General features: G+C 73.3%; 14 protein-coding genes. 2 read left to right on the top strand and 12 right to left on the bottom strand.

Annotated elements, in window-relative coordinates; all coding sequences use genetic code 11:
* Positions 1-2,091 (bottom strand): malectin domain-containing carbohydrate-binding protein (locus tag V6U90_RS28790; protein ID WP_334443283.1); only part of this gene is annotated, 2,091 nt, incomplete at its 3' end.
* A 282-nt stretch (positions 2,092-2,373) separates the two neighbouring features.
* Between V6U90_RS28790 and V6U90_RS28795 the strand changes: the two genes are divergently transcribed.
* On the top strand, positions 2,374-3,792 hold the full coding sequence (locus V6U90_RS28795; RefSeq protein WP_334443286.1) for an RtcB family protein: 1,419 nt from the start codon (positions 2,374-2,376) through the stop codon (positions 3,790-3,792).
* A gap of 78 nt (positions 3,793-3,870) precedes the next feature.
* On the opposite strand, the gene V6U90_RS28800 is transcribed toward V6U90_RS28795, so the two are convergent.
* From V6U90_RS28800 to V6U90_RS28815, 4 genes are all read right to left on the bottom strand, one after another.
* The gene (locus tag V6U90_RS28800; protein WP_334443288.1) at positions 3,871-4,299 is read right to left on the bottom strand and encodes an archease; all 429 of its coding nucleotides are present in this window, start codon (positions 4,297-4,299) and stop codon (positions 3,871-3,873) included.
* Between the two features lie 146 nt (positions 4,300-4,445).
* Positions 4,446-7,409 (bottom strand): helix-turn-helix transcriptional regulator, encoded by a 2,964-nt coding sequence (locus tag V6U90_RS28805; RefSeq protein ID WP_334443290.1) that lies wholly within the window; start codon positions 7,407-7,409, stop codon positions 4,446-4,448.
* 114 nt (positions 7,410-7,523) lie between these two features.
* Positions 7,524-7,727 (bottom strand): hypothetical protein, encoded by a 204-nt coding sequence (locus V6U90_RS28810; protein WP_334443293.1) that lies wholly within the window; start codon positions 7,725-7,727, stop codon positions 7,524-7,526.
* Positions 7,727-10,945, bottom strand: a complete 3,219-nt coding sequence (locus V6U90_RS28815) for a type 2 lanthipeptide synthetase LanM family protein (protein ID WP_334443296.1) — start codon at positions 10,943-10,945, stop codon at positions 7,727-7,729. The genes V6U90_RS28810 and V6U90_RS28815 overlap by 1 nt, the downstream gene beginning before the upstream one ends.
* Positions 10,946-11,204: 259 nt before the next feature.
* Here V6U90_RS28815 and V6U90_RS28820 point away from each other — a divergent pair, with 259 nt between their 5' ends.
* A complete protein-coding gene (locus V6U90_RS28820; protein ID WP_334443298.1) occupies positions 11,205-11,801 on the top strand; it encodes a response regulator transcription factor in 597 nt (198 codons plus the stop codon).
* 21 nt (positions 11,802-11,822) lie between these two features.
* On the opposite strand, the gene V6U90_RS28825 is transcribed toward V6U90_RS28820, so the two are convergent.
* The 7 genes from V6U90_RS28825 to V6U90_RS28855 all read right to left on the bottom strand — a co-directional run.
* Entirely contained in the window at positions 11,823-12,032 is a 210-nt protein-coding gene (locus V6U90_RS28825; protein ID WP_208812481.1) for a response regulator transcription factor, read from the bottom strand.
* A 69-nt stretch (positions 12,033-12,101) separates the two neighbouring features.
* Complete coding sequence (locus tag V6U90_RS28830) at positions 12,102-15,302, bottom strand: amino acid adenylation domain-containing protein (protein ID WP_334443306.1); 3,201 nt, start codon at positions 15,300-15,302, stop codon at positions 12,102-12,104.
* A complete protein-coding gene (sbnB, locus tag V6U90_RS28835) occupies positions 15,292-16,293 on the bottom strand; it encodes a 2,3-diaminopropionate biosynthesis protein SbnB (protein ID WP_334443308.1) in 1,002 nt (333 codons plus the stop codon). The genes V6U90_RS28830 and sbnB overlap by 11 nt, the downstream gene beginning before the upstream one ends.
* Complete coding sequence (sbnA, locus tag V6U90_RS28840; RefSeq protein WP_334443318.1) at positions 16,287-17,273, bottom strand: 2,3-diaminopropionate biosynthesis protein SbnA; 987 nt, start codon at positions 17,271-17,273, stop codon at positions 16,287-16,289. Before sbnA ends, sbnB begins: the two co-directional genes overlap by 7 nt.
* Before the next feature lie 16 nt (positions 17,274-17,289).
* Positions 17,290-17,745 carry an aspartate 1-decarboxylase gene (panD, locus tag V6U90_RS28845; RefSeq protein ID WP_334443310.1) on the bottom strand — a complete coding sequence of 152 codons (456 nt, stop codon included), beginning with the start codon at positions 17,743-17,745 and terminating at the stop codon, positions 17,290-17,292.
* 2 nt (positions 17,746-17,747) lie between these two features.
* Complete coding sequence (locus tag V6U90_RS28850; protein ID WP_334443313.1) at positions 17,748-19,061, bottom strand: MFS transporter; 1,314 nt, start codon at positions 19,059-19,061, stop codon at positions 17,748-17,750.
* Positions 19,062-19,104: 43 nt separating this feature from the next.
* On the bottom strand, positions 19,105-22,509 hold a 3,405-nt coding region (locus tag V6U90_RS28855), incomplete at its 5' end, for a non-ribosomal peptide synthetase (protein ID WP_334443316.1).

The following is a 22,509-nucleotide window of genomic DNA, read 5'->3' on the forward strand; positions in this document are numbered from 1 at the left end:
GTTGAAGCTGCGGCGGTGGAGCGTGCTGCCCATGCCGTAGAAGAGCGTGCCACCGACCCAGAAACCGCCCCGGGCGGTCGACCAGGCGGTCGCGTCCGGATTGGTCACCTCGGCCGGGGCGCCGACCGTGGCCACCCCGTCGTAGGAGCGGACCAGCACCCGGTCACCGGTACCGGCCGGGGGCGGCGGGCCGGTCTTGACGATCTCGATCGCGTCGACCAGTGGGTTCTCCACCACGTGCCCGAAGTCCAGGTCGACGTTGCCGTCACTGGTGATGGTGAACGACCGCATGGTGCCCCGGTTGTGCCCGGTCGCGGCCACCACGTCGAAGTTGTCCAGCACGGTCGCCCCGTCCAGGACGACATCGAAGACCCGGGTACCGACCGTCGACGTACCCGAGTACCGGTTGGCCAGGTAGACCCGCACCTCGACCTCGGTACCGGCGGGGACCGGGAAGTCCCACAGCATCTCCGGGACGGAGGTCGGGTCCCACCGCTGGTCGGTGAAGACCGTGGCGGGGGTGGTCGCCGGCACCGTCCCGTCGACGCTGCCCACCGCGCCGGACGACGTCACGCTGCTGCCGGTGTTGTGGTACGGGCTGGGGGCCGTCGAGGTGTCCGCCGCCCAGTCCGGTCCGGAATCGATGGCGGGCAGCAGCGGTCCACCGGCGTTCACCCGGTACAGCACGTTGGTCTCGGCCGGCGGACCGGCGAGGTAGACGTTGCCGGGCAGACCCGCAGTGGCGGTGGAGTGCGGCGCGGTGCCGCTGTTCAGCGAGAAGAACGCGATGCGCTCCCGCCGGTACTGGAAGTTGCCGATCCACGACTGGTCGCTGCCGAGCCAGATCCCCTCCGGGGTCACCAGCATCTCGGCGACCCCGTAGCCGCGCGGGTGCCGGCCCGGGTTCCAGGCCAGCGGCAGCCCGTTGAGCGGGTCGAGCGCCGCGATGCTGGCCCGGCCGACCGCACCCGGCTGGGCCTTGTCCTTGCCGAGGCTGTTGTTCATCCAGCGCAGGTGCCCACCGACGTAGACGGCCTGCTCGCTGATGCCCACCGAGAGGAACGTGTCCCCGCCGGAGTACCCGATCCAGGTCGGTTGCAGGTCGCTGCCGGTCGCGGCGTCCTCCCACCGGGCGGCGGTGTCACAGAGCGTGCCGGTGAACGCGGCACCGGTGGTGACCACCACGAAGTAGCTGCTGTCCGGGGAGTACGCGACGTCGCGCACGTACGAGTCGAACGCGTTGTACGCGCAGCGCGGCGTGTAGCGGCTGGTGTTCCAGTCGGCGATGGTGGCCGACGTCTCGCCCAGGTCGAGCTTGACGATCTGGTCGTGCAGCACCCCGTCGGCCTTCTTGAAGTTGCCGATCACCACCAGACTGCTGCCGTCCGGGGCCAGCGCCAGCTTCTCCGCGCCCACCCCGGCCTTGGCCCCGCTGACCCCGTCCCAGTTGTGGTTCTCGGTCAGCGTGGTGGTCAGGTAGCTGTCCAGGGCGCCGGTGGCGGCGTTGAGCGAGGCGACACCGCCGCGCGGGTTGGCGTTGCCGGCGGTGGTGAAGATGCCGCCGACGAAGAGCCGGCCACCGGCGAGTGCGAGGTCGTTGACCAGGCCGTTGAAGGCCGGGCCGGCGAAGCCGGCGGTCAGGCTGCCGTCGGCGACGTTGAGCAGGGCCAGCTTCCGCCGGGTGACCCCGTTGACGGTGTTGAACTTGCCGGCCAGGTAGACCGTGCCGGGGGTCGGGCCGGCGATGACCGCCCGGACCTCGTTGTCGACCGCCGGCGCGAACGCGGTGTCCACCGTGCCGGTGGCCTTGTCGAAGGCGAGCACGTAGTTGCGCGGGATGCTGACGTCGGAACCGCGGTTCTCCACCGTCGTGAACGAACCGGCGGCGATCACCTTCGTCCCGGCGTCGTGGATGGCGAAGACCGTACCGTCGGTGATGTCCGGGGTGCGGCTGGACGGGACGTCGCCCACCACCACGGTATGGCCCGGGCCGGCGGCAGCGGGTCCGGCGCCGACCAGACCGGCGACGGTCAGGGCGGCGACGCTGAGGATCGTCAGGGATCTGCGACCGGTTGTCGGGAACGGGGCCATCGGCAACTCCGGATGTGTGTGCGGGGGTTACGGCGGGCGACCACGCACCGACTGTGGGGCGGGCCGACCGGCCGTGGACACAAGCCTGAGCACACCATGTCGGAGCAAGGGCACGGCGTCTACGCCATGGTCATCTTTCTGCCTTTCCGCCCGATGGACTCCGCACCGTCAGAGCCCGCCGGGTTGCACGAAGATGAAGGTCGCCGTGCCGGTGCAGCCGGGGTGGCCCACACGAAAAGCTGACAGTGGGTTAGTCCGGGCGGGATCGGGTAGTCGGGCCCCATGGAGCTGGTCGAGGAGTCGCCGTACCGGTTCCGGATCGACCGCCATGATCCGATGCGGGTACCGGGGGTGGTCTTCGCGTCCCGGGGCCTGCTGCCGGACGTGACCGGGGACCGTTCGCTCGACCAGGTGGCCAACGTGGCCACCCTGCCCGGCATCGTCGGTGCGTCCTACGCGATGCCGGACGTGCACTGGGGGTACGGCTTCCCGATCGGTGGTGTCGCGGCCACCGATGTCGCCGCCGGCGGCGTCGTCTCCCCCGGGGGCGTGGGCTTCGACATCTCCTGCGGGGTCCGCCTGCTCACCGCCGACCTGGACCGGGCCGGTCTGATGCCGGTGCTGTCCGCGCTGATGGACGGTCTCGACACCGCCATTCCCCGGGGGATGACCAGAAGAGCGGTCTGGCAGTTGGCCAACCGTGCCGAACTGGACGCGGTGCTGCGCGGCGGCTCCCGGTACGCCGTCGAACGGGGTCACGGCGTCCAGCGGGACCTCGACCGGTGCGAGGACTACGGCGCGGTCGGCGACGCCGACCCGGACCAGGTGAGCGAACGGGCGGTCGAGCGGGGCCAGGGCCAGGTGGGCAGCCTCGGCTCCGGCAACCACTTCCTGGAGGTGCAGGAGGTGGCCGAGGTCTACGACCCGGCGGTGGCCGCCGCGTTCGGGCTGCACGCCGGCCAGGTCTGCGTGATGGTGCACAGCGGGTCTCGTGGACTGGGCCACCAGATCTGCACCGACCATGTCCGGGCCATGGAGAAGGCGATGGCCCGCTACGGCATCCAGGTGCCGGACCGGCAACTGGCCTGCACCCCGGTGTCGTCGCCGGAGGGCCGGGCGTACCTGGGCGCAATGGCCGCCGCCGCGAACTACGCGCGGGCCAACCGGCAACTGCTCGCCGAGGCGGCCCGCCGGGTCTTCCACCGGGTCACCGGCAGCGGGCTCGACCTGGTGTACGACATCTCGCACAACCTGGCCAAGATCGAGACGCGCGGGTCCGACGGGGCGCAGCGGCAACTCTGTGTGCACCGCAAGGGTGCCACCCGGGCCCTGCCGCCCGGTCATCCGGAACTCCCCGGGGACCTGCGGCCGGTGGGACAACCGGTGCTGATCCCCGGCTCGATGGGCACCGGGTCGTACGTGCTGACCGGGGTGCCCGACGCTCCGGCGTTCGCCTCGACCTGCCACGGTGCCGGCCGGGTACGCAGCCGCAAGCAGGCCACCCGGGCGGCCCGGGGTCAGGATCCGCGCCGCCAGATGGAGGCCCGGGACGTGGCGGTCCGGGGCGCGTCCCGGCGCGGGCTGGCCGAGGAGATGCCGGAGGCGTACAAGGACATCGCCGCGGTGGTCGAGTCGGCCGAGGGGGCCGGGCTCTGCCGCCGGGTGGCCCGGCTGCTGCCGCTCGGTGTGGTCAAGGGCTGACCGGGCACCGGTCCCCGGCGGCGGTCGGTACGCCTGCCACGCACCGGTTCCCGGCGGGTACCCCGGCTGCGGCGACCCTCACACGTCGAGGGTGACCGCGCACGACCAGCCGGACGGGCCGCCGGTGAGGTGCAGTTCGTGCAGGGAGACGGCCTTTGGTACCGCGCCGGTCAGCTCCACCGCGTCGGTGCCGGTCGTCGTCCAGTGCACCCGCAACCCGCCGTCGTCGGCCGTGACCTCGGCCCGCAGCGGTAGTTCGCCGGTGGTGTCCAGGCGGTAGACCACCTCGTCGAGGAGCGCCACCAGCAGGTCGGGATCGTCGGCGGGCGGTACCCGGAACTCGGCGTCCCCGGTCGGTTGCGCCCGTGCGGTGTCGGCGAAGGTGTCCACCAGCGCGGCGACCGCCTGGGCCAGGCACTCCTCCCGGCTGGGTGCCCACGCCTCGATGCGGACGTCGGCGGTGTGCGGCACGCAGCGGTGTCCCGCCGCCCCGGATCCTCGCTCCATCCTTCGAGGATGCCGTCCCGCACCGGTCCGGTCCGCCCGGACCGGTGATTTTGCCGATGCGGGACCGCCCGGACCTGTCGAAAACTGGCGGCTGTCAATACCGCCCGGACCTGTCGAAAACTGGCGGCTGTCATCCCCCACCCCGGTCAGTTCCACTCGCCGGGGTCGGCCGACCGGGACGCGCGCAGCACGGCGACGGCGTACTCCCGCAGACCGGCCCGGTCGTCGCAGCCGGTCTTGGCCACCAGGCTCGCCACGTGCTTCTCCACCGTGCGCGGGGAGATGAACAGCCGTTGGGCGATGTCCTTGTTGCCGTGCCGGTCGGTGAGCATCAGCAGCACCTCGAACTCCCGTACCGTCAGGCCCTTGCTGATCAGGGCGGCCGGGATCCGGTGCCGGCCGCTGCGACGCTGCGGGGTGCGGGCCCCGCCCCGGCGCAGCAGCGCCCGGCAGGCGCCGGCCACGATCGGCAGGTTGGCCAGATGGAAGTACTCCTCAGCAGCGCGTAGCCAGCCGATCGGGTCACCCCACCCGTCGGTGAGGGCGGCCTCGGCCACCAGGCGCAGCCCGAGGTGCCGGGTCCGCGGGTAGCACTCCGCCACCTCCTGGGCCCGTTCCACCGCGGCGACGGCCTGTGCGGTGCGACCCTCCCGGCCCAGCAGCACCGCCTCGGCGAGCAGCAGGAACTGCCGGTTCCACCGCAGTTCCGCCCCGGGGGAGGCGGTGACCGCGTCGAACTGCTCGCGACCGGCCTTGCCGTGCAGCACGTCCAGCAGCAGGGTGAGGCCGTACCGGCCGGAGAGGTAGTAGACGCTGGGCTGGCGTTCCTCCCAGGAGCGGGCCTCGGCCAGATCACGGCGGGCCAGCTCCGGATTCTCCTCCAGCAGCGCGCAGAAGGCCCGGCAGAGACCGAACAGCAGCGGCATCTGTAGGGACTGCTCACCGCCCCAGGCCCGGAACTCGGCCAGCTGCCGGTCCATGCCCACCCGGTCGGCCTGGTGGGCCGCGGCCATCGCCCGGGTCAGCAGGTTGTACTGGTGGTCGTCCAGGTAGCGCAGGCGGGCCGTCACCTCGGCGCACCGGGCGCTGATCTCGTCGGCGGTGGTGTACTCGGCGCGGAGCACCGCCTCCAGGGCGAGGCTGCTCTCGGCGGTGTACGCCAGCGCGATCGCGCCGATGCTCTGTGCCTCGCGCAGCGCCTGCCGCAGACCGTCGGTCTCCCCGGTGCGCATCGCCCGGTTGACGCCGAGCCGCAGCGTCGCGTGTACCCGCCAGATGGGCAGGGCGTGCGTCTCGGCCAGGGCGAGCATCCGGTTGAGGTACGCCTCCGCCTCGTCGAAGCTGCGGTGCCGGGCGAGCATGGCGAGCAGCTGCCACGCCTGTGCGGCGACTACCGGGGCACCGACCTGTTCGGCGACGCGTACCGCGTTCAGCGCGATCCGGCCGGCCCGCGCGGCCCGCTGCGGCCCCCCGTCGCCGTCCGTGCCCTGCCCCTCCACCAGCAGGTACGCCTCGACCACGTCGACCGAGACGGTCTCCGCCGGCCCGGCCTCCCGTCCGAGCAGGGTGCGGGCCGCGGTCACCTGGCCGGCGGCGTCGGACCACCGCCCGGCGAGCACCGCCCCCCAGGCGAGCCGGGTGTGCAGGGCCACCCGCTGGCGCCGGTCCGGTACCTCCGGCGGGGCCAGCGTGCGGGCCAGCTCGAAGGCGCGGTCCAGTTGCCCCGCCTCGGCCAGCGCGTACATCAGGGACTCCAGCACCTCGGCCCGGATCCCCGTCCCGTCGTCGCTGGTCGCGGCGAGCAGCTCGTTGGCCTGGTTGAGCAGCCGGATCGCCGAGGCGGTGGCGCCGTCGGCCAGCGCCCGCCGGCCCGCCTCGGCGAAGTGCGCGGCGGCGCCGCGCCCGTCTCCGGCGGTGAGGCTGAGTCGGGCGACCAGCTGGCACCACTCGCCGGGCAGCCCCGGCCGGCTGGCGGTCAGCACGTGTACCGCCCGGCGGGCGATCGACGCCGCCTCCGCCGGGACCAGCGAGGCGAGCAGGGCCTCGGCGGTCAGCGCGTGCCGGAAGCTGTACCAGTCGGGTGCCGCGCCGTCCGGGCCGATGAGCTGCGCGTCGGCTGCCGCGCCGAGGTGGCTGAGCAGGGTCCGGTCGTCCAGGCCGCTGATCTCCTGCACCACCGAGACACTGAACCGCCGCCCCAGCACGGCGGCGATGTTGAGCAGCCCGCGTCCCTCGGCACCGAGCCGGTCGGCGCGCTGCCCGACGTTGCGGACCAGGCTGGACGGCACCTCGTCGCCCAGCTCGCCGATCAGCCGGCACCCGTCGGCGTCGCAGGTCAGCACGTTGGCGTCCAGGGCGCTGCGGAGGAGTTCCTCCACGACGAGCGGACTGCCGTCACTGTCGCGCAGCAGGCGTTCGACCACCGGATCGGGCAGGTCGGCGGGGTCGAGCCGGAGGCAGGACGCGGCGAGCTGGCGGATCTGTGCCGGGTTGAGCGGGGCGAGCGCGACGATGGTGGCGGCGCGGCGCTGTGCGGTCGTCCGGGCCAGGTCGGCGGCCGGCCCGGCATCCGGTCGTAGGCTGGCGACCAGCAGGACCGGTTGGCCGGCGAGGTTGTCGACCAGGTACTCGACCACGGCTAGGGTCTCCGCGTCGGCGTCGTGCAGGTCCTCCAGCACCACCAGGCAGCCCCGCTCCCGGCCGGTGACGCTGAGCAGCCGGAGCACCGCCTCGGCCAGGACCACCAGGGACTCGCCACCGGGCTGGGCCGACGTACGCCATTCCGGTACCAGCCGGGCCAGCGCCGGACGGTACGGCGCGAGCCGGTCGTCGTGCTGGGGGCCCTCGGTGCGGAACAGGGAGAACAGCGCCTCGGTGATCGGCCGGAACGGCATCAGCGCACTGGTCGGGCTGGCCCGGCCCCGCAGGACCGGTACGCCGGCGAGGAACGCCTGGGAGACTGACTCGCCGATCAGTCGGGACTTGCCGATCCCCGCTTCACCGAGGACGAAGACGGTACCCCCGTGCAGCCGCCGGGTCCCGGCCAGGCGTTCCTCCAACAGCCGAACCTCGGCGTCGCGTCCCACGACAACCGGAGACACCACCTGCATGGGGGAAGGTTAGCGGTACCGCCCCGCCGGGTGCGTCATCAAATCGACAGGGCGTCAGTGGGCAACACCACCCACTGACGCCCGTCGCAGGTCACGCCCCTGACGCCCGGTGGGTCACGGCGCGCTGTGCGTGGTACCGGTGTCGGTGGCGGCACCGGCGAGCATGATCATCGCTGCCGGCCCCGCCGTCAGCCCGGCCAGGGCGCGGGCCCGCCGGCCGATCGCCGGTGCCGAGCCGAGCTCGATCCGACCGGCGGGGGAGGCTGCGGCCAGCCCGTCACCGCCGGACTGGCCGGCCCAGGAACGGTCGTTCTGCATCAGGATTCCTCCATCGGTATACGGCGCCGGGAGCCGGCGGCCGGTTGTGACGTCTCCGGCGGCTGGAGCAGCAGCACGGAGGGGATCTGGTCGGGGAAACCGAGCCGGAGCAGCCCGTGTCCCACCCCGGACATGCCGTTGAGCAGCCCGGGGCTCGGCGCCCCGGCGGGGGTGCCGCACCGGGCACCGGACAGCTCGATGGCGGAGAGCATCATGCTGGCGTGCCGGATGTGCGCCGTGGCGGCGGCCCGCTCCCGCTGCGCGGCGGCCCCCAGCAGTTCCAGCCGACCCAGCTCCCCGTGGCAGAGGCTGTGGTTGGGCAGCGGTCCGCTGGGCAGTACCGCGTCCACGGTGCGGTCGATCAGCATCGCGGTCCACGGGTCCGCCGCCGACCCGGCCACGTCGAGCAGGGCGAGACCAACCCCGGGCCAGCCCTGGCACCACGAGTGGCTCCGTAGCCGGGCCAGGTCCGCCGCGTCGCGCAGCAGGTCCAGCCCCCGGTCGGCGTACCGCTGCTGCCCGGTGGCGGTGGCGTACCGCAGCAGCGCCCAACCGACCCCGGCCTGCCCGAAGGCGAAACCGGGAGCCTGGGGCCGACCCTGGGAGCAGGCCAGCAGGTGCTCGGCGCAGCGGGTCGCGGTGTGCCAGGCCGTGGGCAGCCCGGTGCTGGCGTGCACGGCCAGCATGGCGGCGAGGCAACCCGCCCACCCGTCGAACACCCCGTGCCCGGCGTCGGTGTCCACCGTGCCGGCGGCGAGCTGCACCACCGGGTCGATCCACTGCCCGACCTCGGGGTCGGCGAGCAGGACCGACACCTGGGTCAGGGCGTAGGCCAGCCCGCCGAAGCCGGCGAAGCCACCGCAACCGACGGCCGCGGCCAGTTCGGGGTCCGCAGCCAACTGCTCGACCAGCCGGGGTACCGGGTGCAGCGACCGGCGGGCCGCCGTCGCGTAGCGGGGGTCGCCGGTCAGCGCGGCGAGCTGGGCGAAGAAGACCGCGACACCGGGGTAACCGTTGGCCAGGCCGGCGCCGAGCGGCATCACCGTCCACTGCCGTTCGTCGAGCAGTTCCAGGCCCAGCCAGTTGATCCGGTCGCCGTCGTCGTAGCCGCGCGCGATGATCTGGTCGGCGACGCCCCGGGCCGCGGCGAGCAGTCGGGCCGGGTCGGGTGGGGTCGCCGCGAAGGGCCGGGGGACCGGCGTACCGGTCTCGTGCCCGTCGTGCCGGTGCCGGGTGGCCAGGGTCGCCCGGATGATCCATTCCTGGTCGTACCGGTCGACGTCCCCCATCCGGCCGATCTTGTCGAGCACCCGGTCCAGCGGGGACCGGTCGAGCGCGTCGGCGATCCGGTCACCGGTGCCGGACCACAGGTCCCGCTCGCCGGGCCGGGCGGTGAAGACCGGCACGTCACCGTGCCACAGCTCGGTCGACTCGTGCCGGACCAGCCGTAACCGGGTCGGGTCGCCGACCGAGCCCGCCCAGAGCACGTCGAACAGCCGGTCCCGGTCCAGCGCGTCGCGCAGCACGTCCGGGTGCGTGGACTCGTCGAGCAGGCGCAGGTAGACCCGGGTGGCCCGGACCACGACGCGGGTGGCGTCGGTGGCGAAGCGGTGCACCGGGCCGTCCGGGGCGAGCAGTTCGGCGCGGTGCGCGACGATGGTGTCGTACCCGGCGCGGAACCCGGCGAGCAGGCGACCGGTGAAGTCGGCCGGGTCGACGTCCACCCCGTCGAGCCGGGGCCGGTTGTCCGCACCGCTGAACACCACGGTCCGGCGGACCAGCCGCATCTCGTCGGTGCCCGGTGCCGCCCAGTCGACCGCCGGTACCGGCATCGGCCGGCCCTTGTCCCCGCCCAGCCCGGAGATGTCGAGCGCGTCGTCGTCGCCGAGCAGTAGCTGGGGCAGCAGCGCCGACCGGTACACCGAGCCGGTGAGCGCCTCGGCCGCCGGGTCGGTGCCGATCCCGGCCGGTGCGGCCAGGGCGGGATGGAACAGTGTCTCCACGTCGACCAGGACCGGCTGGTCACCGGCGGCGATCAGGTTCTCGTAGTGGATGTCCGAGCCGTCCAGCGCGTACAGCAGCGCCAGCAGGGCACCCTGCCGGTGGTAGAACCGCTCGACCGCCGCCCGGTCGGCGCAGGGCGCGGCGGCCACGTACTCCACCCAGCCGTAACCGCCCCGGTTTAGCACGGTGAGGGTACGCAGGCCGAGGTCGGGCCGGCGGGCGTTGAGCCAGTCCAGCATGCCGTTGAAGTGCCGGTGCACGCCCAACGGCCGCGGCTTGTAGGCCACCCGTACGCCGTTGGCGAAGCGGGGCAGCGCCACCGCCCGCCCCCGCTCGTGCCGGTCACCGGCCCCGATGTGCAGCGCGGTCAACGGGCCCGGGTCGGTGCCGCCGAAGAAGGTGTCCACGATGGCCGTCCGGTCGGCGGTCAGGCGGCCGACCAGTTCGACGGTCGCGTCCACCGCGTACCGGCAGGTCTGGGCGAGGACCCGGGCCAGCACCGGGTACCGGGCCAGCAGAACGGTCAGTTCTGCCGGCTGCCGGAGCTGGTGGACGAAGTCGACGAACCGCTCCTCGGCGGTGGCGCCGACCAGCCGGCCCTGCTCCCGCCGTACGTTCAGCTCCAGCACCAGGGTGCGGGCCGCCGCCCGGACCAGCCGCCCGGCCAGCGTGTCGCGGAACTCGGCCCGGATGGCGGACGCGTCCACCCCGCTGTCCACCGGTAGTTCCCCGGCCAACAGCCGGTCGGTCAGGTCGAGGTACGGGGCGAGGATCCGGGTGAAGCTGGTGACCCAGTCCGTCGGTGGACCGTCTCCGGGCGCCGGCCGCGCGCCTGCGGGCACCGACGGCGCCGTGCCGAGTACCCGGGTGGTGAGGTCGGCCCAGCCCGGGGTCGCGGTACGCGCGGCGAGCACCGCCGAGGGCTCGGCCAGCAGGTCGAGCAGATCCTCCTCGGTGAGCTGGAGATCGGCCAGCCGGATCGTGAACATCCCGTCCTCACCCAGCCCGTACGCGTCGTACCAGGTCGCCAACCGCTGCCGGGCGCCGGTCGGACCAGAGGCGGACGTCGTACCGCTGCGGGTGGGTCCGGGGCCGACGGGCGCTGCCGGCCGGGCGCACCGCTCGGCGAGCGCCAGGCCGGGGGCCCACCAGCAGTCGACCGCCGCCGGTACGCCCGCCTCCCGCGCGGGTGCGACCGCAGGCGTGTCCGTCATGGTCACCAGCCTGCCGTCCGCCGTGCCGCCCGGCATGGGGGCACCGCCCCCATATTTGTAAGCGTGGCGTGTCCGGGCCGGTGCGCTCCGTCCGGTCGGTGCGTCCGGCGGACACCCCGGCGGGCCGGGCGCGGCCGTACGTGCCGGTACCCGGTGCCGCCCCGCCGGTGAATATGGGGGCCATTCCCCGTGCCGGTCGCCGGCCCACCGGCGGCATCCTCGATGCCGTCTGTCGGCGACAAGTTCCCTGGAGTGGTACATGGACGAGCGGTTACGTGTGCAGGTCATCGCCGCCGATCCGGCGGTGCGGGCCGAGGTCGACGACATGGTGCGGAACTGCCCGGAGCTGACCGTCGTGGTCGACCGGCCGGACGTGGTGCTGATCGTGGCCGACGAGGTCAGCGACCCCGTGCTGTTCCTGGTGCGCTCACTGACCCGGGGCGGCCGGCGGGTGCTGCTGGTGGCCGGCACGGTGCGGGAGTCGGACGTGGTCAACGCGGTCGAGGCGGGGGCCGGTGGCCTGCTGCGCCGGGCGGAGGTCCGCCCGGACCGGCTGCGTCCGGCGGTCCGGGCGACGGTCGACGGTGACTTCACCGTGCCGGCCGACCTGCTGGGTGGCCTGCTGACCCGGGCCGGCGACCGGTCGGCGGAACGGCAGCCGGCCCGGCAGCTCACCGAACGGGAGAAGACCGTGCTGCTCATGCTCGCCGACGGACACGAGACCGAGGAGATCGCCCGGTCGCTGGCCTACTCGGTCCGTACCGTGACCGGCATCGTGCACACGATCACCCACCGGTGGCAGGTGCGCAACCGGGCGCACGCCGTGGCGTACGCCCTGCGCGAGGGGCTGATCTGAGTCAGATCAGCCCGCTCTGAGTCAGATCAGCCCGCGACGGATGGCGTACGCGGCCGCATGGACCCGGTTGCGTACCTGCAACCGGGCCATGAGGTCGTAGATCACGTTCTTCACGCTGTGCGGTGAGCAGTGCAGCTCCCGCGCGATCCCCGCGTTGTCGTACCCGTTGGCGACGAGTTCGAGCACCCGTAGCTGCTGGGCGGTGAGCACGGGTTTCGCCTCGGTCCTCATGATCGTCTCCTGCGTGTCCTGCGCGTCGTCGCTCTTACCGACCCAGGCTAGGAACGATCCGCCGGATGCTCATCGGCCCGCACCACCCAGATTGCCGGCCAGGGCCCCCGTATTTTCCGCACCCTCCCGACCGGTCAGCCCGCCGACCGCGCGGTCCGGCTGCTGCACCGCCGCCATGACGATCCCGGTGAAGCCGTCGGCGAAGGAGGCCGCCCGGGCGGGGGTGAACAGGTCGCGGTGGTAGTGCAGCCACCCGGCCAACTGCGCACCCTCCTCCCGGGCGGTGAGCAGTAGGTCGAACGGGGAACCGCCCTGGCCGTGCCGGAACGGCTCGGTGGTGACACCGGGCAACCGGACCCGACCGGTCAGGTCACCGAGGAGCTGGAAGGCGACCTGGACCACCGGGTTACGGCTCAGGTCGCGTTTCGGGCGCAGCGCCGTCACCAGCCGGTCGAAGGGGAACCCCTGGTGCCGGTACCCGGCCAGCGCCACCTCCCGTACCCGGTGCAGCAGGTCGGTGAAGGTCGCCCCGGACGGGCAGGGCACCCGCAGGGCCAGGGTGTTGACGAACATCCCGATCCCGTCTTCGGCCTCCTCGGTGCCCCGGTTGCCGGAGAACGTGCCGATCACCAGGTCGTCGCGTTCGGCGAGCTGCCCGACCAGCACGGCGAAGGCGGTGAGCAGCACCATGAACGGGGTCGATCCGGTCGCCCGGGCCAGCGTCCGCACCCCGGCGGCGACCTCCGCCGGCAGGGTGAACCGGACGGTGTCCTCGGTGTGCCGCAGCCGGGCCGGCCGGGACAGGTCGGCGGGGAGGTCCAGGGTGGCCGGCGCGCCGGCCAGGTGCTGGCGCCAGTAGTCGAGGTCGGCCGGATCGGTGGTCGGCAGGGGAGCCGGCGGTAACGGGTCGACGCTCCCCGCCCGGCCCTGCCGGTGCAGCGCGTACGCCCGGCACACGTCCCGCCACAGCACGTCCATCGACCAGTCGTCGGCGACGATGTGGTGGATGGTGGCGACCAGGATGTGCTCCTCGGGGGCCAGCCGCAGCAGGGTGACCCGGAGCAGTGACCCCTCGGCGAGCGCGAACGGTTCGGCGGTGAGCCGGTCGACGGCCGCCTGCACGCCGGCGTCGTCGGCGACCGTCAGCACCTCGACCGGTACCCGGGCGTCCGGGCCGACCTCCGCGTACGGCACGCCCCGGCGGGACTGGAAGGTGGTCCGCAGGGCGGGATGCCGGCGTACCGTGTCCGCCACGGCGGCCCGCAGCGCGTCCACGTCGACCGGGCCGCGCAGCCGGTAGGACTCGAACATCGTGTAGGTGGTCGATCCCGGGTCGAGCTGGTCGGCGAACCAGATCCGGTGCTGGGCGGCGCTGAGCGGCGTACCGGCCGGCTGGCCCGCGCCGACCCCGGTGCCCGGGCCGGTGGTGGCGTCCACCGCGCCCGGCGTGCCGGCCCCGACCGTCCCGGCTTCTCCGGCTTCTCCGGTGTCTGCCGGGCCGTCGCTGCCGCCCCGCGCCACGAGTTCGGCCACCGTTGCGGTGAGCACGTCGGCGGGGGAGAACGACCAGCCCCACGACCGGCGGACACGGGAGCAGACCCGGGTGGCGGCCAGCGAGTCGCCGCCCAGTTCGACGAAGGTGTCCTGGACCCCGACCGGTCCGCCGCCGAGCAGGTCGGCCCAGATGTCGGCCAGCCGGCGTTCGTCGTCGGTACGCGGGTCGACCCGTCCGGAGTCGGCGAGCCGCCGGTGGTCCGGGGCGGGCAGGGCCGTCCGGTCGAGTTTGCCGCTCGGGCTGATCGGTAGCGCCGGCACGGCCATGAAGACCGACGGGACCATGTACCCGGGCAGCCGCTCGGTCAGGTGGGCCCGGAGCACCCGGACGGTGGGGGCGACGGTGGCCGCCACCACGTACCCGACGAGCTGGTCGGCGTGCACGGCCGTGGCGGCGGCCTGCACCCCGGGCACGGTACGCAGGGCGGCGTCGATCTCGCCCAACTCGACCCGGTGGCCCCGGATCTTGACCTGGTGGTCGATCCGGCCAAGGTAGTCCACCGCGCCGTCGGGCAGCCGGCGGGCCAGGTCGCCGGTGCGGTACAGCCGGGAACCGGGCGGGCCGAACGGGTCGGGGGTGAACCGTTCGGCGGTCAGCGCCGGCCGTCCCAGGTAGCCCCGGGCAAGCTGCACCCCGGCCAGGCAGAGTTCGCCGATCTCCGCCGGTTCGCTGCGGTCGTCGAGGATGTGCGTGCGGGTGTTCGCCACCGCGTGACCGATGCTGACCGGCTCACCGGGCCGGCAGCGCAGCCCGGTCACCTCCACCGCCGTCTCGGTCGGCCCGTACAGGTTGAGCACCTCGCAGCCGATCAGCTCGTCCGCCCCGGTGACCAGGTCCGGGGTGAGCGCCTCCCCGCTGCACACGATCCGGCGCAGGGTGGGGAAGCGGGCCCCGGTGTCGCGGACCTCGGCGAGGAACGCCCGCAGCATCGACGGTACGAAGTGGACGCTGGTGATGCCGTACCGGTGGATCGTGTCGATCAGGTAGGCCGGGTCGCGGTGCCCGCCCGGGCGGGCCATCACCAGGCGCGCACCGGCGGCGAGGGTGCCGAAGAACTCCGGCACCGAGACGTCGAAGCTGTACGGGGTCTTCTGGAGCACAAGGTCGTCGGGGCCCAGCGGGTACGCGGCCAGCCCCCAGCGGACCCGGTTGACGATCCCCCGGTGCGGCATCACCACCCCCTTGGGCCGGCCGGTGGAACCGGAGGTGTAGATGACGTACGCCGGGTGGTCCGGGTCGACGGCGACCTGCGGCACCCCGGTCGGCCAGCCGGCGGTGTCCCGGCCCACCGACACGATGTCCACGGCCCGGTCCAGCTCGGCGAGCACCGGCAGGTCCGGGTCGGTGACCACGGTGTCGAGCTGCGCGTCGGCCACCATGAAGGCGATCCGCTGCGCCGGGTACTCCGGGTCCAGCGGCACGTAGCCGGCCCCGGCGGTGAGGATGCCGAGCAGCGCCACCACCATGTCGGTGCCCCGGTGCAGGCAGACCCCGACCCGGGACTCCGGGCCGATGCCCCGCGCGACCAGCAGGTTGGCGAGCTGGTTGGCCCGCCCCACCAGGTCGGCGTAGCTGAGCTGCTCCCGGTCGGCGACCACCGCCACGGCGTCCGGGGTACGCGCCGCCTGCCCGTGCACCAGCTCGTGCAGGGCCGGCTGGCCCGGGTACGTCACGGCCGTGTCGTTCCACGGCGCGACGCTCGGCTCAGTCGGCATCCGGGTCCTCCGGTGGCATGGTCAGGAAGTCCGGCAGCCGGGTGCCGATGCCGACCCGCTCGGCGGTACGCCGGACCAGCTCGGCCACCGCGAGGTCGAGTACGCCCAGGCCGAACGGCGAGTAGACGGTGATCCGCTCCGGGTCGTGCCGCCATTCGGCCCCACCGAGGATCTCGCCGATACCGGCGGCGATGAAGTCCCGGTGCCCGGTCTCCTGCTCGGCCAGGTGCAGCGAGGTCGCCGCCCGGCAGACGTGGTCGGCGTCGTCGACCACGTTGACCGCGGCGAGGATGTCCGCCGGGAAGATGTCCCGCAGCGACAGGTGCAGCACCAGCGCCCCCGGCTGGCAGCGTGCCAGCCCCAGGTGCGGTACGCCCGCCGTGGTGGCCAGGCAGACCAGCGGGTGGGCGGCGAGGGCCTCCTCGACCGTGCCGGCGACGCTCACCTTCAGGTCCCAGCGTGCGCAGCGCCGGGCGAACGCGGCGGCCCGCCCGGCGTCCAGGTCGAAGACGGTCACCTCGCCCAGACCGGGCAGCACCGCGCGGAGGAACCGCAGTACCTCGAAGTTGATCACGCCGCAGCCGACCAGGGAGACCCCGCTGGCCGGCGGGGTGAGGGCGCCGGCGGCCAGGGCGGCGCTGGCGGCGGTCCGTCGGGCGGAGATCGTGGAGCCCTCGATCAGGGCGACCGGGTGACCGTTCTCCATCGAGTTGACGATGATCGCCGCGGAGGCCCGGGCCAGTCCGCTGTCGATGTTGCCGGGAAACGACGAGATCCACTTCATGCCGGCGACCGGGGTGTCGTCGCCCAGGTACGCGGGCAGCCCGATGATCCGGTTGCGGGTGTCCTCCGGGAACCGCAGGAACACCGAGTGCGGCAGCACGGTACGCCCCTGCGCGTGCCGCACGTAGGCGTGGCGGACCGCGTCCAGGACGGCGTCCTCCCGGTCGGACAGGAGCTGCCGGACCTCGCCGGCCGAAATGATCAACATGGCACTCCGTCCACGGTCGGGTCCTTCCACAGGTGGGTCACGTCGCCGAAGTGCGCGGTCACCCAGTCGTCGTCGTAGATCGTGTTCAGGTAGCGCTCACCCCGGTCCGGGAAGATCAGCGCGCAGGTCGCGCCGGCCGGGATCAGATCGCGGAGCTGCTCCACGGCGGCCACCACGGCACCCGAGGACCCGCCGGCGAGGATCGCCTCCCGGTGGGCCAGCCGGCGGCACCCGGTCACGCAGTCCAGGTCGCCGACGTGCACCACCTTGTCGGCCAGCCCGTCCCGGTAGAGCTTCGGCCGGACCGCCGCGCCGTGGCCCGGGATGAGCCGCTTGCGCGGGGTGTAGTCACCGAAGATCGCGCTACCGGCCGCGTCCACCGCGACCATGGTCAGCGGCAGCTCGTGCGTCCGGGCGTAGTCGGCGCAGCCGCGCAACGTGCCGCAGGAACTCGTCGCGCAGAACAGGAAGTCCACCGGGGAGGGTACCCCCTCGACGATCTCCCGCATGGTCGTCTCGTGGGCCCGGGGGTTCAACGGGTTGGCGTACTGGTCCGGCCACCAGGCGTACGGAATGGTGGCGACCAGTTCCCGGACCCGGCGGATCCGCTGCGGCAGGTACTCGCCGGTGGCCGGGTCGGTGCTGGTCACCACCTCCACCTCGGCGTCGAAGGCCCGCATGATGGCGATGTTCTGCGCGTTCGTCCGGGGGTCCACCACACAGATGAACCGGATGTCGAAGTAGCGGCAGACCTGGGCCAGCCCGATGCCGAGGTTGCCCGAGCTGGACTCGACCACCACCGACCGGCCGGGTTGCAGCTCCCCGGCGCGGATCCGGTCGATCAGCATGCCCAGCGCCGAGCGGTCCTTGATGCTCCCGCCCGGGTTGTGCGCCTCCAGCTTCGCCCACAGGGTGAAGGGGACGTCCGGCATGAGCTTGTCCAGCCGGATCAGTGGGGAACCGCCGATCGTGCTCAGCACCCCGCCGATGTCGGTCTCATCGGCCCGCACGTTCGCTCCCCGTACGGGGATCCGCAGCCGCCCGCAGGGTGTTACCGGGAACGGTGCCGGTCCCGGGGATCGCCTCGGCCGGGTCGTCGGTGGTGCCCAGCATCCGGTTGGTCTCGTCGACCATCACCACCCGGGGCGTGTACCCCTTGGCGTCCGGGTCGGCCACGGCCACGTAGCTGATGATGATGACCAGGTCGCCGGGGTGGATCAGCCGGGCCGCGGCCCCGTTGATCCCGATGACCCCGCTGCCGCGCTCCCCGGCGATGACGTACGTCTCCAGGCGGGCACCGTTGTTGATGTCCACCACGTGCACCTGCTCGCCGGCGATCAGGTCGGCGGCGTCCATCAGGTCCTCGTCGATGGTCAGCGAACCGACGTAGTGCAGGTCGGCCTGGGTGACCACCGCGCGGTGGATCTTGGACTTGAGTATGGTGCGCAACACCTTCAGCTCCTCCTTGGGTGCTCAATCGGCAGAAAGCTCGCTCGACGTACCGAGCGGCTCAGCGTCGCCAGGGTGGCGAGCAGGACCATCCAGACAGCCATCGACCAGGCGGCGTGTGCCGGTTCGAGGGACTCCAGCAGGTAGCCCCCGGCCAGGGAACCGAGCGCGACCGCGCCGTTGGCCAGCAGGCTGACCGCGCTGAGCACCCGGCCCTGGATGTGGTCGGGGGTGAGCGCCATCTGGTAACCGGCGACCGCCACGTTCCAGATCGGCCCCACGAACCACATCAGGGCGTACGCGGCACCGATCAGGTAGAGGTCGTCGGTGACCGCGATGACGCAGATCATCACCGCCCACACCCAGTTCGCGGCAACGACGACCGTGCGCATCGAGAACCGGCCGGCGCACCAGGTCGCCACCAGTGAACCGACCACCCCGCTGGTGCCGGCCACACCGAGCAGCAGGCCGATGGCCGCCGGGGCCGCCCCGGCGTCCTCGAACGTGACGATGACGATCAGGAACAGGGCCCGGAACAGCAGGTTGCTGCCGGCGACCAGCAGGGTGGCCGTCCGCAGGAACGGCTGCCCCCACAGCCAGCGCAACCCGTGGGTGAGTTCGGCGACCAGCTTCCCGGTGGCGGTGGCGGCGTCCCCGGTGGCGGTGGCGCCCCGGGCACCGTCCGGGGCGTCGTCCGCCGGCCGGTCGGCCTGAAAGTCGCGGCGGATGAACAGCAGCGTCAGCAGGGAGACCAGGTAGGAGACCGTGTCCAGCACGAACGGCCAGATCCGGCCCAGCCCGAACAGCGCACCGCCGAGCGGGGTACCGGCCATCACCGCAGCCCGTTCCCGGGCCTCGTTGCGGGACAGCGCGGTGGTCACCTGACTCGGATGCACCACGTTCGGGATCGCGGCGCCGGCCGCCAGCTCGTACGCCACCGACAACGTCCCCTCGACGAAGCCGACGACGAGCACGTGCCACAGGTGCAGCTCGTCGACGGCGATCGCCGCCACGATGCTGCCCACCGCGAGCGCCCGCAGCAGGTCGCACCAGATCATCACCCGCTTGCGGTCCCACCGGTCCACCAGCGCGCCGGCCGGCAACTGGAACAGCAGCGTCGGCAGCAGCGCCACGAAGCCGGCCAGCCCGGCCGCGCCCGGCGAGCCGGTCAGCGCCAGCACCAGCAGCGGGTACGCCACCAGCGACGCGGTCGAGCCGAGCATGGAGATCGCCGACCCGCTCCACAGCAGCAGGAAGTCCCGGTTGCGGTGCAGCGGCGGAATCTGCTCCCCGGCGACCGGAGTGTCGAGGCGGCTCACCGCAGGCCCTCGTCCGGCGTGCCGCCCGCCGGGCTGCCCGGGGTCACCGGGTACCCCGGCGGGCGGCGACATCGGCCAGCCGGCGCCGGGCGGTCAGCCCGGGGACCGCCGGCCGGTCGTCCAGCTTCGGGTAGCCGGGCAGTGCCTCGGCCAGCCGGGCGACGGTGGCGTGGTCGAACAGCGCCCGGACCGGCACGTCGATGTCGAGCAGGGTACGCAGCCGGACCGCGACCCGGGTGGCCAGCAGGGAGTGCCCACCGACCTCGAAGAAGTTGTCGTGCACGCCCACCTCGTCGGTGCCGAGCACCTCGCACCACACCTGCGCCACGGTCCGCTCGTCGGCGGTACGCGGTGCCACCCGCACCGGTTCGTCCCGCCCGACGGCACCGGGCTGCGGTACCGGCAGGGCGTTGCGGTCGACCTTGCCGGTCGGGGTGAGCGGGAAGGCGTCCAGCGGCACATAGGCGGCCGGGCACATGTAGTCCGGCAGGGTACGGAGCAGGAACTCGCGGAGCTGCTCGCCGGCCGGTACCGGGTGCTGCTCCCCGCCGACCAGGTACGCGACCAGTTCCTGGTCGCCGCCGATCCGCTGCGGGTGCACCACCGCGGCCCGGACGTGTTCGTGGGCCAGTAGCGCGGCCTCGATCTCGGCCGGTTCGATCCGGTGCCCCCGGATCTTCACCTGGTGGTCGACCCGGCCGAGGATCTCCAGATGCCCCTCGGCGTGCCAGCGGGCCAGGTCACCGGTGCGGTACATCCGGGCACCCGGCACGTCGGAGTGCGGGTCGGGGATGAACTTCTCCGCGCTGAGCGCGGGCCGCTCCCGGTAACCCCAGGCCACCCCGTCCCCGCCGATGTGGATCTCACCGGGGACGCCGACCGGTACCGGCTCCAGCCGCTCGTCCAGGATGTACAACCCGGCGTTCGGGGCCATGCCGAAGTCGACCGGTCGCCCGTCCGGCGCCAGCCGGGTCGTGGTGGACCAGACCGTGGTCTCGGTCGGGCCGTAGATGTCCCACACGATGGCCCCGGCCGAGGCGAGCCGGACCGCCAGTTCGGTCGGCAGTTTCTCGCCGCCGCAGAGCACCGTGGTGCCGGCCGGTGCGGACCAGCCGGAGTCCAGCAGCATCCGGTAGGTCACCGGGGTGGCCTGGAGGACCGCCGGCCCGGCGGTGCGGATCAGTTCGGCCATCCGCTGCGGGTCCCGGGTCTGCTCCGCGTCGGCCACCACCACCCGGCCGCCGACCAGCAGCGGCAGGTACAGCTCCAGCACCGAGGGGTCGAACGACACGGTGGTCAGCCCGACCACGGTGGCCCCCGCCGGCAGACCCGGCCGGTGCCGCATCGCGGCGAGGAAGTTGCCCAGTCCCCGGTGGTTGATCATCACCCCCTTCGGGGTGCCGGTCGAACCCGAGGTGTAGATGATGTACGCCAGGTCGTCGGCGGTCGGCCCGCCGGCCAGCCGGTGCTCCGGCCGGGCGGCGATCGCCGAACGCTCGGCGTCCAGCAGCACGGACCGGATCCCGGCGGTGTCCAGCCGCCCGGCCAGCGCGGTCTCGGTCACCATCACCTGTGCACCGGCGTTGGCCAGCATGAAGGCGGTTCGCTGCGGCGGGTAGTCCGGGTCCAGCGGCAGGTACGCGCCACCGGTGGCGAGCACCGCGAGGAACGCCACGACCAGGTCCGCGCTGCGGTTCAGGTGTACCCCGACCAGCGTCCCCGGCCCGACGCCCAGCTCCCGCAGGTGGTGGGCGAGCCGGTTGGTCCGGCGGTCCAGTTCGGCGTAGCTGAGCACGTCGTCGCCGAAGACCACCGCGACCGCGTCCGGGGTGGCCGCCACCTGCCGGGCGACCAGCTCGGGCAGCGTGCCGTCCGGGACCGGCAGCGGTCCACCGGCGCCGAGGCCGAGCAGGATGCTCCGGTCGGGGTCCGGCAGTCCGCATCGGCGCGGGTCACCCGACGGGTCGGCGACCATCGCCTCCAGCACCCGCCGGTAGGTCCGGGTGATCAGGTCCAGGTGGCTGTCGTCGACCCGGTCGGTGCCGGCCTCGATGATCAACTGGCCGGGCTCGCTGGACACCGAGAGACCGAACTCGTTCGGGGTGGTGTCGGTGATCGCCGACCGGTCGATGCCGTCCCGGTTGAGCACGTGCATGTCGGTGTAGTTGAAGAAGATGTCCACCAGCGGCTTCTGGTTGCCCCACTCGCGCTGCATCGCCGGCAGCGGGTAGTACCGGTGCGGCCAGAGCGCGACCTCCCCGGCGAAGACCGTGCGTGCCTGCTCGGCCCAGCTCGACCCGGTCAGCTCCACGGCGAACGGCACGGTGTTGAGGAACATCCCGCGCACCTGGTCGCCGTCGGTCAGCTCGGGCCGTCCGTTGCAGACCAGCCCGCTGTGGAAGCGCCGCTGCCCGGTCACGATGCCCAGCACGGTCAGGTGCGCGGTGAACAGCAGGCTCTTCAGCGGTACGTCCGCCGTCCGGGCCAGCTCCCGCAGGCCCGGCATCAGGTCACCGAAGGGCAGCCGGACCGCCCGGTACCGGGCACCGTCACCGGCCCACGCCGCAGGAATGCCGAGCCGCTCGTGGGTCTGCACCCGGGACGCCCAGAACTCCCGGTCCACCCCGGCGGCCACCGCCCGCCGCTCCAACGCCACCGCGTCGGCGAACCGCACGGCCGGCGGCGGGGCGGCCTGCGGGTCCTGCCCGTCCCGGATCCGGCGGTAGTACCCCAGCAGCTCCGGGACCAGCGAGTTCTGGCTCCAGCCGTCCAGGATGGCGTGGCTGTAGCTGACCAGCAGCCGCCACCGGTCGTCGGCGAGCTGGTAGGCGTGCAGCCGCAGCAGCGACGGCGTGCCGAGGTCGAACCGGTCCTGCCGCTCCTCGGCGACCAGCCGGGCCACCGTCGCCTCCTGCTCGGCGACCGGTACGTCCCGCAGGTCGGTGTAGCCGACCCGGATCTCGGCGGTCGGGTGGATGAGCTGGAGTGGCTCGCGGTACCGGGTCAGGTCGATCGAGGCCCGCAGGATCTCGTGCCGACCGGCGAGCAGTTGCGCGGCGGCGTGCAGGGCCGGCAGCGAGAACGGTCCGTCGCCCTCGATCGGGTAGCAGAGGCTGTTCAGGTAGAGGTCGCCGGTCGGGTCGGCGAGCATCTCGTACGCCATACCGGCCTGCACCATCGACAGCGGGTACGCGTCGACCACGCCCTCGGACAGGCGGGCCCGGTCGGTGTCGCAGATCAGCGCGAACCGGTCCACCAGGCGGGTGGCCTCGGCCGGCAGCCTGCCCTCCCGGGCGTCCACCGCCTCGGCCAGTTCGGCGACCGTCCGGTACCGGAACAGGTCCGCGACCGTGACGTCCCGACCCTGGCTGCGCAGGCTCCCGATGACGCGGATGGCGCGGATGCTGTCGCCGCCGATGTCGAAGAAGCGGTCGTGGATGCCGACGGG

Source organism: Micromonospora sp. CPCC 206060, assembly GCF_036906895.1.
Taxonomy (GTDB): Bacteria; Actinomycetota; Actinomycetes; order Mycobacteriales; family Micromonosporaceae; genus Micromonospora.

Excerpts from the sequence above, each read along its gene's own strand:
- V6U90_RS28795 (WP_334443286.1), top strand. The coding sequence starts at position 2,374 with ATGGAGCTGGTCGAGGAGTCGCCGTACCGGTTCCGGATCGACCGCCAT.
- V6U90_RS28800 (WP_334443288.1), bottom strand. The coding sequence starts at position 4,299 with ATGGAGCGAGGATCCGGGGCGGCGGGACACCGCTGCGTGCCGCACACC.
- V6U90_RS28805 (WP_334443290.1), bottom strand. The coding sequence starts at position 7,409 with ATGCAGGTGGTGTCTCCGGTTGTCGTGGGACGCGACGCCGAGGTTCGG.
- V6U90_RS28810 (WP_334443293.1), bottom strand. The coding sequence starts at position 7,727 with ATGCAGAACGACCGTTCCTGGGCCGGCCAGTCCGGCGGTGACGGGCTG.
- V6U90_RS28815 (WP_334443296.1), bottom strand. The coding sequence starts at position 10,945 with ATGACGGACACGCCTGCGGTCGCACCCGCGCGGGAGGCGGGCGTACCG.
- V6U90_RS28820 (WP_334443298.1), top strand. The coding sequence starts at position 11,205 with ATGGACGAGCGGTTACGTGTGCAGGTCATCGCCGCCGATCCGGCGGTG.
- V6U90_RS28825 (WP_208812481.1), bottom strand. The coding sequence starts at position 12,032 with ATGAGGACCGAGGCGAAACCCGTGCTCACCGCCCAGCAGCTACGGGTG.
- V6U90_RS28830 (WP_334443306.1), bottom strand. The coding sequence starts at position 15,302 with ATGCCGACTGAGCCGAGCGTCGCGCCGTGGAACGACACGGCCGTGACG.
- sbnB (WP_334443308.1), bottom strand. The coding sequence starts at position 16,293 with ATGTTGATCATTTCGGCCGGCGAGGTCCGGCAGCTCCTGTCCGACCGG.